We start from the raw sequence: 13,474 nt of genomic DNA, 5'->3' as shown, positions 1-13,474 counted from the left end.
CATGCGGATCAAGCTGACCCTCCTGCGCACCAGCGCCGAGCCGGTCGACCTGGCGGTGACCGTGGACGGCACCGCCACCGTCGCCGACGTCGCGCGGAACCTGCACGAGACGGACCCGGTGTCGCCCGGGCTCAGCGAGCCGGAGATCGCCAACCTCACCCTGCGACGTCACGCCCGCAGCGGCGCGCCCGAGCACACCCGCCTGCTCGACCCCGACGCCCCGGCCGCCCAGACGGTTCGTCCCGGGACGGTCGTCTCGCTCGCCCAGGCGACGCAGCGGTTCGAGCGCCGCGACCCCCAGGCGCCGCCCGTCGCCCGCATCACCGTCGTGGAGGGGCCCGAGACCGGGCGGGTGGTCGACGTGCCCGAGGGCACCACCATCATCGGGCGCGGCAAGGGGTGCGACGTGCGCCTGGCCGACGCGACCGTCTCCAAGGAGCACGCGCGCCTGTCGGTCACGGACGTCATCGAGATCGCCGACCTCCGCTCGGCCAACGGCCTGCTCATGGGCGACGGTCAGGTCCAGCGCGCCGTGCTGCTCCCGCAGGACACGGTGAGCCTGGGCGACACGACCATCCGCATCGAGCGCATCGCCGCCTCCCGGCACGCCCGGCCCGACACCGCGGTCGTGGAGTTCAACCGGTCCCCGCGCCTGGCGCCGGTGTTCGCCGGCGAGGAGGTGGAGGCGCCCAAGCCGCCCGCACCGCAGAAGCCGGCGAAGTTCCCGATCGTCATCCTGCTCGTGCCGCTCATCATGGTGCCGATATTCCTGATGATGGGGCGCAACCCCATGATGCTGGCCTTCATGGCGATGATGCCGCTGATGGTGATCGGCACGTACATCGACCAGCGCATGACGAACCGGCGCAACTTCCGGGCCGAGGTCGAGCAGTTCGAGAAGACCATCGCCTCGGTACGCGCGGACCTGGAGGAGCGGCGGACGACCGAGCGCGCCATGCGCCTGGCCGAGCACCCCTCGGCCGCGGAGCTGCACCGGGCCGTGATGACCCTCGAGCCGCTGCTCTGGACCCGGCGTCCCGAGCACGACGCCTTCCTCACGCTCCGGCTCGGGGTCGGCACGATGCCCTCGCGCACCGAGGTCAAGGTGCCCAACCGGGGCAACACGCTGGACGAGTTCTGGGACCAGGTCACCGCGCTGAAGAGCGACATGCTCATGGTCGACGGCGTACCCGTCACCGCCGACCTGCGCGAGTGCGGGGCCGTCGGCCTCGCCGGGCCCCGGCACGTGCTCGACGACGCCGCCCGCGCCGTCCTCGGCCAGCTGGTCGCGATGCACTCGCCCGCCGAGCTCGTCCTCACCGTCGCCACCTCGGCCGCCAGCGCCGCCCGCTGGGACTGGACGAAGTGGCTGCCGCACGTGGGTTCCGTCCACTCCCCGCTCGACGGTCCGCACATCGGGTCGCACCAGGCCGGCGTGCTCCAGCTCGTCTCCAAGCTCGAGGGGCTCGTCGACGACCGGCTCGCCACGCGCGGGGCACGCGAGAGCATGCACCTGCCGATCGTGGTGCTGCTCGTGGAGGACGACGCGCCGATCGAGCGCGGCCGCCTCGTGCGCCTCGCCGAGGAGGGCCCCGCGGCGGGCGTGCACGTCATCTGGTGCGCCGGCGCGGTCGAGCGCCTCCCCGCCGTCTGCCGCACCTTCGTCGCCGTGACCTCCACCACCGAGTCCGGCGCCGCCGGCTACGTCCGGTCCGGCACCGCCGTCACGCCGATGGCCTGCGAGACGCTCTCCGAGGGGGACGTCGCGGCCCTGGCCACCCACCTCGCCGCCGTCACCGACGCCGGCGCGCCGGTCGACGACGCCTCCGACCTGCCGGGGCGGGTCTCCTACCTCGCGCTCGTCGGCCCCGAGGTGGCCCAGGGCGCCCAGGGCATCCTCGAGCGCTGGCAGGAGAACGGTTCCCTGATCCCGCGCGACGGCAGCCCGCCCCAGCGCCGCCGCCACGACGCGAACCTGCGCGCGCTCATCGGTCAGGGCGCGACCGAGGCGTTCACCCTCGACCTGCGGACCCAGGGTCCCCACGCCCTGGTCGGCGGGACGACCGGTGCGGGCAAGTCGGAGTTCCTGCAGTCGTGGGTGCTCGGCATGGCGACGGCCCACAGCCCCGACCGGGTCACGTTCCTGTTCGTCGACTACAAGGGCGGCTCCGCCTTCGCGGACTGCGTCAAGCTCCCGCACTCGGTCGGGCTGGTCACGGACCTCTCGCCGCACCTCGTGCGGCGCGCGCTGACCTCCCTGCGCGCCGAGCTGCACCACCGCGAGCACCTGCTGAACCGCAAGGGCGCGAAGGACCTCATCACGCTGGAGCGCACCGGCGACCCGGAGGCGCCGCCGAGCCTGATCATCATCGTCGACGAGTTCGCGGCCCTGGCCACCGAGGTCCCGGAGTTCGTGGACGGGGTCGTCGACGTCGCACAGCGCGGCCGGTCGCTCGGCCTGCACCTGGTCCTCGCGACCCAGCGGCCCGCCGGCGTCATCAAGGACAACCTCCGCGCCAACACGAACCTGCGCGTGGCGCTGCGCATGGCCGACGAGAACGACTCCTCCGACGTCCTGGGCCTGCCGATGGCGGCCCACTTCGACCCGGGCACCCCCGGCCGCGGCGCGGCCCGCACCGGTCCGGGCCGGATCACCCTGTTCCAGGCCGGGTACGCGGGCGGACGCACCACCGACGCCGCGCCCAAGGCGCAGGTCGACGTCGAGACGCTCGCCATGGGCGCCGGGGTCCGGTGGGAGCGGCCGGAGCGGCCCGAGGAGGAGCGCGCCGCCGACCGCCGCGAGGAGGGGCCCACGGACATCGCGCGCATCGTCGGCTCGGTGCGTGCGGCCGCCGACGCCGCCGGCGTGCCGGCGCCGCGCAAGCCCTGGCTGCCCACACTCACCGAGGTCCAGGACCTCTCTGCCCTGCGGCCGCGCACCGACTCGGCGCTCGTCCTCGGCGTCGTCGACGACCCGGCGCACCAGCGCCAGGTCACCACGTACTACCGGCCCGACACCGACGGCAACATCGTCTTCTACGGGGCCGGCGGCGCCGGTAAGTCGACGGCGCTGCGCACCCTCGCCGTCGGCGCCGGGATCACACCGAAGGGCGGACCGGTCCACGTCTACGGGCTCGACTTCTCCTCCGGCGGCCTCGCACCGCTGGAGGCGCTGCCTCACGTGGGCGCGATCATCGACGGTGACGACGCCGAGCGCCTCCAGCGCCTGCTCGGCATGCTGCGCGACCTCGTGGAGGAGCGCTCCGTGCGCTACGCCGAGGCCCGTGCCGGAAGCATCGAGGAGTACCGCGACATCACCGGCCGGGCCGACGAGCCGCGGATCCTGCTGCTCGTGGACGGCTACGCCGCGTTCCGTGCCGAGTGGGAGACGGTGATCGGCCTGGCGCCCTGGTACCAGCTGTTCCTCCAGCTGCTCGTCGACGGCCGCTCCGCCGGCGTGCACGTCGCCGTCACGGCCGACCGCCCCGGCGCCATCCCCACCTCCGTGACCGGCTCGCTGCCCCGGCGCGTGATCATGCGCATGGCTGACGAGAACGCCTACCAGCAGCTCGGCGCGCCCAAGGACGTCCTCGACCCCGGCTCCGTGCCCGGGCGCGCGATCACCCCCTCCGGCCTGGAGATGCAGATCGCGGTGCTCGGTGGCACCTCAAGCCTGGCCGAGCAGGTGCGGGCGATCGAGAAGCTCGCGGGCACCCTGCGCCGGACCGGCACGCAGGAGGCGCCGCCGGTGCGGCGGCTGCCCGAGGTCGTGCCGTCGGAGGACATGCCGGTCCACGTCGGCGGACTGCCGGTGCTCGGCGTCGCGGACGACACGCTGGCCCCGATCGGGTTCGAGCCCGTGGGGACGTTCCTTCTCGCCGGTCCGGCGGAGTCGGGTCGGACGAACGCGCTGCGCTGGCTCGCCCACGCCCTCGCCGAGGCGGAGCCGGCCACGCGATTCGTCTACCTGGGGGCACGGCGCTCGGTCCTCGCCGGCCAGGACCTCTGGGAGCGCACCGCCACCGGCGCGGCCGACGTCGCCGACCTCGCCAAGGAGATGCTGCCGCTGTTCGCCGCACCGCCGGACCGCGGCCAGCCCGGCGTCGTGCTCGTGATCGAGAACCTCTCGGACTTCCTCTCCAGCCCCGCGGAGAAGCCCGTCACGGAGCTCATCCAGAACGTCAAGCGCAACGAGCACCTCGTCATCGCCGACGGCGAGACCTCCACCTGGGGATCGTCCTGGCCACTGCTGGCGGAGGTGCGCAACGGCCGCCGGGGCCTGGCGCTGCAGCCGGAGTCCGTGGAGGGCGACTCGCTCTTCCGCACCTCGTTCCCGCGGGTGCAGCGCAAGGAGTTCCCGCCCGGGCGTGGCATGTACGTGGCCAAGGGCAAGGTGCGCAAGGTGCAGCTCCCGCTGCTCGGATGACCGCCGTCGACGGCGCGGTGCGCCGTCGCACCACACCGGTGCGGCAGTTCCAGGTCGTCGGGCTCGTGCACGGTGCCCTGTTCGCGTGGACGGGTCTGTACGTGCATGCACCTCGCCACTACACGGGCGGGCTCGAGAGGGTGCTCGCGGGGCTGGGCGGCGGCGGCTTCGGGGACCGGTTCTACTCCGTGGTTGTCGCGGTCCTCGCCTGGGGTCACGTCCCTGTGGTGTACCTGCTCGCCCTGTGGGGTGTCGTGCTCGCGCTGGGGTCGATCCGCGGGCGCGCGGGCGCGGGTTACGACCCTGGGCGCATCCCGACGGTGCTCCTCTTCTGGGGATCGTTGACGATCGCGGGCACGATCAGAGGGATCGCGGGAACGACCGCCGGCGCGCACTCCTTCATGGGCAGCGAGTACTACGGCGTCGCGTTCGGAGGCTTCTGGGTGTGGCTCACCGTCGCGCTGACGGCGACCGTCGTGGCGGCAGTGCGGGCGATACGCGGGATTCCTTCCCCGGACGCAGCCTCGTGGCGCCACACGCGAGCGGCGCGCACGGTGGCACGGCGGTCGCAGCGCCGGACGAGCGCAGGTCGTCCGCAGCGGCGGCCCTACTCCGACCTGGCGCTCCTGGCACGGACGGGGCACGCCGACGAGCTGACCCAGGACGAGCGTGACGTCGTCGGTGCCGGCGCGGGGGGCTCCGCCGTCGCGGCCCTGCTCCTCGGGATCTTCGGGCTGGGGCCGGCCGGCCTCGTCCCCGCCATCCGTGCGGTCCGCCGCGGGGGCCCAGCCTCCTGGGTCGCCCGGACCGGCCTGCTGCTGTGCGCGGCGAGCACGGCGATCATCGTCGTCGCCCTCCTCCTTGCCGCTCTCGGCTGACCGGCGCGCAGGGCGCCGTGCCGGTGGAGTTCTCCCCGTGGCTGGGGGGCGCGAGGGGAGTTGTCCCCATGGGTGGTGGGCGACAGGGGGTGTTTCGGACCGGTAGGAATGTTCTCAGCGGATCTCGTCGGCTGGCGGCGGGACCTCGATCCCAGAGGGGGAGTGACGCACGGTGTCGAACATCAACGTCTCCTACGACGAGATGCAGCGTGAGGCCAACAACCTGGTCACCGCCAAGGACCAGATCATCGCGGACCTGAACCGTCTGCAGGCGCAGATCCAGGGCCTGGTGGAGTCCGGGTTCGTCACGGACCAGGCGTCGGTGCGGTTCAACGAGTCCTACCAGCAGTTCACCACGGGGGCGCAGTCCACGATCGAGGGGCTGCAGGACCTCTCGCAGTACCTGACCAACGCCGCGCAGGCGCTGGCCGACACGGACTCGCAGCTGGCCGCGGGCATCTGACCGGCGGGCCGGGGAGACGACCCGGCAACCAAGCGGGCGCACTGCCCGCGCCGCGCACGACGCACCAGCCGGCCGGGGGCCGGGCGGACCAGGTGGCACGCAGGGGGAGCCACGCGGACCGCCGCCCCGGCCGGCTGTCGTCATGGTCGGGGGAAGCCTGTGGGCGGGGAGTTCTCCCCGTGGCTCGGGGGCCCGAGGGGAGTTGTCCCCATGGGTGGTGGGCGACAGGGGGTGTTTCGGACCGGTAGGAATGTTCTCAGCGGATCTCGTCGGCTGGCGGCGGGACCTCGATCCCAGAGGGGGAGTGACGCACGGTGTCGAACATCAACGTCTCCTACGACGAGATGCAGCGTGAGGCCAACAACCTGGTCACCGCCAAGGACCAGATCATCGCGGACCTGAACCGTCTGCAGGCGCAGATCCAGGGCCTGGTGGAGTCCGGGTTCGTCACGGACCAGGCGTCGGTGCGGTTCAACGAGTCCTACCAGCAGTTCACCACGGGGGCGCAGTCCACGATCGAGGGGCTGCAGGACCTCTCGCAGTACCTGACCAACGCCGCGCAGGCGCTGGCCGACACGGACTCGCAGCTGGCCGCGGGCATCTGACCGGCCGGCCGGGGAGACACCCGGTCACCAGCGGGCACGGGCGCACCGCCCGTGCCCGCCGTCGTACTCGCACCATCAGGGGAAACGCACATGCCGAGGGGAGAAGAGGTGCCGTTCGTGCCGTCCGTCGCACGCGCCTACCTGTCCACGGCGGCGGTGGCCGACCCGCTCTCCCCGAACGACACGCTCGCGCCGCTGCGGCGTGAGGCGCTCGACGTGCTCGGCCGGGCCTACGCCTCCCGCGGCCGGCTGGGCGCCGGCGCGCTCGCCTGGTCACTCGGCCTGGCCGCCGCCCTCCTCGGAGCGGTGGCGACAGGTCGTTGGCAGACGGCGGACGGCGCCGCCGCGTGGCTGACGGCAGGCGCCGCGCTCCTGGGGCTGACCGCCGCCGCGCTGGGCGTGCTGGTCGTGCGCGCCGGCAGCGTGCTCTCCCGCGCGGTGGCGGCCTGGCTGGCCACGCCCACGCGCAGCGGCCGCACCCGGGACGCGGCCCGGCCGCACCGGGCGATCGCGACCCGGGCGACGCTCGGCTTCGCCGCCGCTGCGCTCCTGCTCGTCATCGTCGCCCTTCTGGTCCGTGAGCTGGTCCTCCCGCCCGCCGGGTCGGCGCTCGCGGCGCTGGACGTCACGACCGAGAGGGCGGCCAGCACGACGTGGGGAACCGAGCTGCCCATCCTGCTCGCACTCGCCGCGGCCGCCCTCGTCACGGCGACCGCCGCCGCGAGCCTGCTCTCCGGCGTCAACCGGATCCACTCGGCGGCCTGGCAGCCCACGCCCGCGCCTGCCCCGTCGCGGAACTCCGGGGACGGACCGGCCGAAAACCGGCAGACTGTCGTCATGCTTCTCGTGCCCGGACCGGCCAGGAACTTCCTCGACCCGGCGGACTACCGGCGGGACTGGACCACCTTCGGCTCGATGATGATCCGGCGCCAGGCGGCGCTGCGCACCCTGGTGCCGGCCTTCGCCGACCTCGGCCGCCTCGGTGCGGGCGTGCTCGGCTGGCTGGCGGCCCTGCTCGGCGCCACGCTCCTGCGCGCGAGCGCCGGAGGTGGCTCCGCGTTCGGACTGACCGGCGTTGCCGCCGGGGCCCTCGGGGCGGCGCTGGCGGTGGTGGGGCTCGCGCTCGGGGTCGTCGTGCTGGCCGCGGGCTCGCGGCTGGCGCGCGGTGTGGCCCTGTGGGCGCTGATGCCGCTGCTGATCCGCGAGGACGGTGCACGTCGCGCGGCCGGTTCCGGCAACGTGGGTCGGCCGGCGCGCGGTCCCCAGGACGAGGCGGCGAGCCTGGGCGCACGTCCACTGACCGCCGTCGTGGCCGCCCTCGTGGCGGTCGCCTGGACGGTGGAGCTCGTGCGGGACCTGCTCGACCTCCTTGCCCCCTTCGCCACCGGGTCGGACCTCGGGGTCCTGCTGGCGTCCGCCCTCGGGGCCGGGGTGTCCTGGACCGCCGCGGCCGCCACCTGGCGGGGCTGGCGCCGGGTGCGCGGCGCGCTCGTCGGCAGGACCACGCCGGCCCAGGAGGCCGCGGCCCTGCGCGAGCTGCACGGCAGGACCAGGCAGACGCCCGCCGCGCCCGTCTCGTCGCACGCCCCGGGAGCCGTAACCGGCCCGGCGGTCTCCGCGCCGCCCGGCAGCCCACGACCGGCGTGGATGGCCGCTCCGGGTGCCGGTTCCGAGCCGCAGGCCTCGACGCCCGACGCGATCCCGTCCCGCCCGTCCGTCGGCGCCCCGCCGGCCGAGGGCGCTCCGCCGATCGTCGGCGTCGCGCCGACCGTGGACGCCGCGCCGATCGTCGGCGCCGCGCCGGCCGAGCTCGCGGTGCCGCGGCCGCACCGGTCGGAGGTGGCCCAGGTGCGGGTCGGCGGCCGGCTGCTCGAGCCCGGGACGACACTCGTCGGCCGGGCCCCGGCGGCGCGTGCGGGGGAGCGCGTCGACCACACGCTCGCCGTCGAGGACCCCACCATGTCCAAGACCCACCTCGCCGTGCGGGTGTCCCGTGCGGGCGTCTGGGTCACCGACCGGGCGTCGACCAACGGCACCACCGTCGTCACCGACCGTGGCGAGGAGCGGCTCGGTGCCTGGCAGGAGACCAAGGTGCCAGCCGGTTCACGCGTCCGCGCCGGCGCCACCGTCCTCGCCGTCGCCGGCGAGGAGACCGACAACGAGATCGAGAGCACCGTGCTGAGGGGAAACTCATGACCGACCTTGTCGTCGACGAGGGCTATCTGTCCTCGACCGAGTCCGACCTGAACAACTTGAGCAGCGAGCTCCAGAGCCTGTGCAACGAGCTGCGGGGGTCCGACGCGCTCGTCGTCGGGGCCGCGCCGCTCTTCGACGAGCTCCACGAGTTCGCGGGGTCCTGGGCCGACGCCATCGAGGACCTCGACGAGTACGCGACGGAGGCGGCGGGATACATCCGCAAGGTACGGGAGGCCTTCGGGCAGATCGACCTCGCGCTGGCCGAGTCCCTGACCACGCAGGAGCTGGAGCGTCAGGATGGGTAACTACGTCACGTACGAGCAGCGGAACCTGCCCCACATCGGCTGGGACCCGTGCCCGGGATCGCCCGGTGGCACCCGCGACCTGGCGACGATGCTCGCCACCTTCTCGGCGCGCGCCGGCGAGATGGCCGCGTTCATCGACGGCGCCGGGGACGACTACCGCGCCTGGAGCGGCGAGTCCTCCCGCAAGTTCCAGGCGGCCATGGTCGAGTTCCCGCCGAAGCTGCACGAGACGGTGCGCGCGCTGGAGGCGGCGGAGTCCGCGCTGACCGGCTGGGCCGGCGAGCTGGCGGAGTTCCAGACCCGGAGCGCCCTCCTCGACACCCAGCTCGGCGAGTGGCGCGAGATCCACCGGGTCGAGTCGAGCAAGACCTACCTGACGGTCCCCGGCGAGCCGGTGAACTTCGGCCGGAGCTACGAGGGTGGCTCGCCCTGGGAGGCCGCCCGGCTGCAGGTGGAGCGCCTGGAGGCGCAGGTCGAGGCGATCCACGCCGAGTACCTGGACCGCGCGCGGTACTACGGCGGTCTGCTGAACGAGGCCGGCGACATGGTCTGGTCGCACGGCTGGTGGGCGACGTTCACCTCCCACGTGGACGACCTCGGCGACTGGCTGGAGGACTCCTGGGCGGGTGACTTCGCCCGGTGGGCGGCACCCGTGCTGGGCGTCGTCTCGGAGTGGGGGGCCAACCTCGCGCTCCTGTCGACCGTCGCGGCCGGCGTCGCGTTCCTCATCCCCGGCGCCCAGGTGGCGGTGCCGTTCCTCCTCGGCGCCGCCGGTATCTTCGGCGGGCTCGCGCTGGCCGCGGACACGGGCCTCGCCATCGGCGGCCAGGGCGGCTGGGACGCCGTCGGGCTCGGCGTGGTGACCCTCGGCCTCGGCAAGGGCGTGGCCGCCGCCACCCGCCGGGTGGTCAACACCTACCGCGGGGCGCGGGCGGACCAGCTCGTGCGCGTCGGCAACCACTCCTACGCGCCCTCGATGTTCACGGCCACCGAGATGACCACCGAGGAGGTCGTCTGGCGCAGCATCCGCATGAAGGGCAACCAGGCCGTGTGGGCCATCGACGGCACCGGCGCCTACGATCGCTTCAACGCCTGGGGCGAGCAGGACCCGTGGGACCTGCCGCGCGGCGCCGCCTACCTCGAGGACAAGGACGGAGAGCTGGTCAAGTGACGTCGGTGCCCCGAAGCACGGCGGAGATCGACCGGTCGAGCGTCCAGACGTTCCGCCGGGACGCGCGCGCTCTCTACGTCGACCACTCGGTCGGCAGCACGGTCCTGAAGCTCTTCCTGACCCACGCGCTGTGCGCGGCGGGCCTGCTGCTGGTCGGGCTCGGTCTCGCGGCGGCCGCCGACGGCGTCGAGGGCTGGCCCTGGGTCCTGCTTGCCGGCCTGGCCCTCGCCGGCCTCACGCTGTGGCGAAGCGTGCGGGCGTTCCGCCGCGCCGCCGCGGTGCGCCGGGAGGTGGCCGCCCTGGCCGCCGACTTCGAGCGCGGCGCTGCGGACGGCGCGGTGCCCTGGGCCCCGCGGGACTGGCAGCAGGGCGCGCTTCCGCCGCTGCACGAGGACCTCGTCCGTGGCTGACCGGCTGCGCGCCCGGCACGACCGCTGGGACGTGGTCCTCACGGTTCCCGCCGACGCCGGATCGCTCGGGCTCCACGAGGACGAGGCCCATGCCCTCGACTCGTTCCGCACGGCCGTCGCCGCCGCCGTCGGCACGGAGCTGCCCGCGAGAGCGCGCGACGCGCTGGACGAGGCGTTCCGCGCCGCCCGGTCGAGCGCGGGAGAGCAGGGCGTGCTGTGGTCCGGGTTCGTCGCCGCCGCGGTGCCGGCTGCGGTGCCCGCTCCCGAGGGCGAGCCCGGTCCCGACGGCGAGCCCGCCCCCGGCGGCGACGCCCCGGCCGCGACGAGCCGCCCGGTGGTCGTCCTGCTCGAGATCCGGCTCGCCCCGCTGGGGCAGTTCCCGTCCGGGTCTCCCGTCACACCCGCGGCCGTCCTCGCGCGCGGGCTCAGGCAGCTCTACGGCGACGACGCACGCACGCACCTGGTGACCTACGACGGCGAGCCGGCCGTCGCCGTCGTCCGGACCCAGCAGGTGGCGACCACCGGGATGACGCTCGGCGGCCGGGGCGTCCCGGCCGGCTCGACGCCCGTGGAGATGCTCCGGGCCGAGGTCCACCGGCCCTTCCCTGCCGACGGCGCCCTGGTGGCGGTGGTGGCCACGACGTGGCTCCCGGAGTGCCTGGACGACGCCGTCGTGCTGGCCGGGACGCTGGCGCGAGGCGTGCGCCTGCGGGACCTGACCCGTCCCACGATGGGTGTCCGGGTCGCCGACGGCCGCGCGCTCGACCGCGGTCGGACGCTGGTCGGCCGCCAGCCCGAGGCCGACGGCACGAGCGGGCCGGTCCACGCCGTCCTCGCGCTCGACGACCGCACCGTCTCCCGCAGCCACTGCGTGGTCGACCTGCGCGCGGACAGCGTCCTCGTCCGCGACCTCGACTCCTCCAACGGCACCGTGGTCGAACGGCCGGACGGGACGACGGCGCCCTGCCCGCCGGGCGAGGTCGTCGAGGTCCTCGCCGGGTCTCGCCTCCGGCTGGGGGCCCAGGTGCTGGAGGTCGAGCGTGCCGGCCCGTCCTCAGATCCTGAGACGTCCGGGGGAGGGAAGTGACGACGGCCGCGCGGGCGCGCTAGGGTCGCTGCGTGCGCATGGCTCACCGCGGGCAGCACCTGCTGCTCCTTCCGTGCCGCGACGAGGCCAACTAAGGCCGGCTCCTCGTCGCGGCGGTCGTCGTGCCCGGCCATGACGCACAGCGACGAGGAAGACAGATGAAGACCCAGCACCACATCGACGCCCAGCGCCCCTCCGCGATGCCGGTGGCGAAGTACCGGCCGTTCGTCCAGGCCAACCCGGTCGACCTGCCGGACCGGACCTGGCCGACGAGGCGCACCACCCGGGCCCCGCGGTGGCTCTCCACCGACCTGCGCGACGGCAACCAGGCGCTCATCGAGCCGATGAACCCCGAGCGCAAGCGCCAGATGTTCGACCTCCTGGTCCGGATGGGCTACAAGGAGATCGAGATCGGCTTCCCGGCCGCCTCCCAGACGGACTTCGACTTCGTCCGGTCCCTGGTCGAGTCCGGCGCCGTCCCCGAGGACGTCACCGTCTCGGTCCTGACGCAGTCCCGTCCCGAGCTCATCCACCGCACGATCGACTCGCTCGTCGGCCTGCCGCGGGCCAACGTGCACCTGTACAACGCGACCGCGCCGGTCTTCCGCGACGTCGTCTTCCGCAACGACAAGGAGGCCACCCGCGAGCTTGCGGCCTCCGGCACGCGCGAGGTCGTGGCCTACGCCGAGAAGGTCCTCGGCGAGGACACCGTCTTCGGCTACCAGTACTCCCCGGAGATCTTCGTCGACACAGAGCTCGACTACGCCCTCGAGGTCTGCGAGGCCGTGATGGACGTCTGGCAGCCGGAGGACGGCCGCGAGATCATCCTGAACCTGCCGGCCACAGTGGAGCGTGCCACGCCCAACGTCTACGCCGACCAGATCGAGTGGATGAGCCGGCACCTGAGCCGCCGCGAGCACATCGCGCTGTCCGTCCACCCGCACAACGACCGCGGCACCGGGGTGGCCGCGGCCGAGCTCGGTCTGCTCGCGGGCGCCGACCGGGTCGAGGGCTGCCTGTTCGGGCAGGGGGAGCGCACCGGCAACGTCGACCTCGTCACCCTCGGGCTGAACCTGTTCAGCCAGGGCATCGACCCGATGATCGACTTCTCGAACATCGACGAGGTGCGCCGCACCGTCGAGGCCTGCACCCAGATGGACGTCCACCCCCGCCACCCCTACGGCGGCGACCTCGTCTACACCTCCTTCTCCGGCTCCCACCAGGACGCCATCAAGAAGGGCTTCGAGGTGCGCGCGGCGAAGGTGGCCGCCGCGGGCGGCGACGAGAACGCCGTCGTCTGGGAGCTGCCGTACCTGCCGATCGACCCCAAGGACGTCGGGCGCTCCTACGAGGCCGTAGTCCGGGTCAACTCCCAGTCCGGCAAGGGTGGCGTGGCCTACCTGCTCTCCTCCACCCGGCACCTCGACCTGCCGCGCCGGCTCCAGATCGAGCTGTCCGGGATCGTCCAGAAGCACACCGACGCCTACGGCGGGGAGATCGACGCCGAGAAGCTCTGGTCGATCTTCGCCGACGAGTACCTCCCGCACACCGCAGCCATGGGCCTGGAGCCGTGGGGCCGCTTCTCGCTCGAGGGCACCACGGTCACGACCGCTGGCGAGGGCAAGGACGCGGTGCTGACCGTCACGCTCGTCGACCGCGGCGAGCAGCGGGTGGTCGCGGCCACCGGCAACGGCCCCATCGACGCGTTCGTCAACGCGCTCGGCGAGATCGGCGTCGACGTCCACGTCCTCGACTACGCCGAGCACGCGCTCTCGGAGGGCGGGGACGCCACCGCCGCGTCGTACGTGGAGTGCGAGGTCGGCGGTCAGGTCCTCTGGGGCGTCGGCATCGACCCGTCGACCATGACCGCGTCCTTCAAGGCGATCGTCTCGGCCGTCAACCGCGCCGCGCGCTGACGGGACGGCCTGGCGGG

Annotated in this window: 10 protein-coding genes; all 10 read left to right on the top strand. The window is 73.9% G+C overall.

Annotation, left to right across the window (positions count from 1 at the left end; genetic code table 11):
* Window position 1: 1 nt before the first annotated feature.
* The 10 genes from ABD774_RS03060 (at window position 2) to leuA (ending at window position 13,457) form a co-directional block, all read left to right on the top strand.
* A complete protein-coding gene (locus ABD774_RS03060; protein WP_345037496.1) occupies window positions 2-4,426 on the top strand; it encodes a type VII secretion EssC family protein in 4,425 nt (1,474 codons plus the stop codon).
* Window positions 4,423-5,304: a hypothetical protein gene (locus ABD774_RS03055; RefSeq protein WP_345037494.1), complete on the top strand. Its 882-nt coding sequence runs from the start codon at window positions 4,423-4,425 to the stop codon at window positions 5,302-5,304. Before ABD774_RS03060 ends, ABD774_RS03055 begins: the two co-directional genes overlap by 4 nt.
* A 172-nt stretch (window positions 5,305-5,476) precedes the next feature.
* Window positions 5,477-5,767, top strand: a complete 291-nt coding sequence (locus ABD774_RS03050; protein ID WP_345037492.1) for a WXG100 family type VII secretion target — start codon at window positions 5,477-5,479, stop codon at window positions 5,765-5,767.
* A 314-nt stretch (window positions 5,768-6,081) separates the two neighbouring features.
* Window positions 6,082-6,372, top strand: a complete 291-nt coding sequence (locus ABD774_RS03045; protein WP_345037492.1) for a WXG100 family type VII secretion target — start codon at window positions 6,082-6,084, stop codon at window positions 6,370-6,372.
* A 117-nt stretch (window positions 6,373-6,489) separates the two neighbouring features.
* The gene (locus tag ABD774_RS03040; protein ID WP_345037490.1) at window positions 6,490-8,568 is read left to right on the top strand and encodes an FHA domain-containing protein; all 2,079 of its coding nucleotides are present in this window, start codon (window positions 6,490-6,492) and stop codon (window positions 8,566-8,568) included.
* Window positions 8,565-8,873: a hypothetical protein gene (locus ABD774_RS03035; protein WP_345037488.1), complete on the top strand. Its 309-nt coding sequence runs from the start codon at window positions 8,565-8,567 to the stop codon at window positions 8,871-8,873. The genes ABD774_RS03040 and ABD774_RS03035 overlap by 4 nt, the downstream gene beginning before the upstream one ends.
* Entirely contained in the window at window positions 8,866-10,044 is a 1,179-nt protein-coding gene (locus ABD774_RS03030) for a hypothetical protein (RefSeq protein WP_345037485.1), read from the top strand. Before ABD774_RS03035 ends, ABD774_RS03030 begins: the two co-directional genes overlap by 8 nt.
* A gap of 5 nt (window positions 10,045-10,049) precedes the next feature.
* The gene (locus ABD774_RS03025) at window positions 10,050-10,454 is read left to right on the top strand and encodes a hypothetical protein (RefSeq protein ID WP_345037483.1); all 405 of its coding nucleotides are present in this window, start codon (window positions 10,050-10,052) and stop codon (window positions 10,452-10,454) included.
* A complete protein-coding gene (locus ABD774_RS03020; protein ID WP_345037481.1) occupies window positions 10,447-11,541 on the top strand; it encodes an FHA domain-containing protein in 1,095 nt (364 codons plus the stop codon). The genes ABD774_RS03025 and ABD774_RS03020 overlap by 8 nt, the downstream gene beginning before the upstream one ends.
* 158 nt (window positions 11,542-11,699) lie before the next feature.
* On the top strand, window positions 11,700-13,457 hold the full coding sequence (gene leuA / locus ABD774_RS03015) for a 2-isopropylmalate synthase (protein WP_345037479.1): 1,758 nt from the start codon (window positions 11,700-11,702) through the stop codon (window positions 13,455-13,457).
* Window positions 13,458-13,474: the final 17 nt, after the last annotated feature.

This window comes from Georgenia daeguensis, from assembly GCF_039537705.1.
In the GTDB taxonomy this organism is placed as follows: domain Bacteria; phylum Actinomycetota; class Actinomycetes; order Actinomycetales; family Actinomycetaceae; genus Georgenia; species Georgenia daeguensis.
The sequence above is the reverse complement of the archived record's forward strand: the minus strand, read 5'-3'. Positions and strand labels throughout refer to the sequence as shown.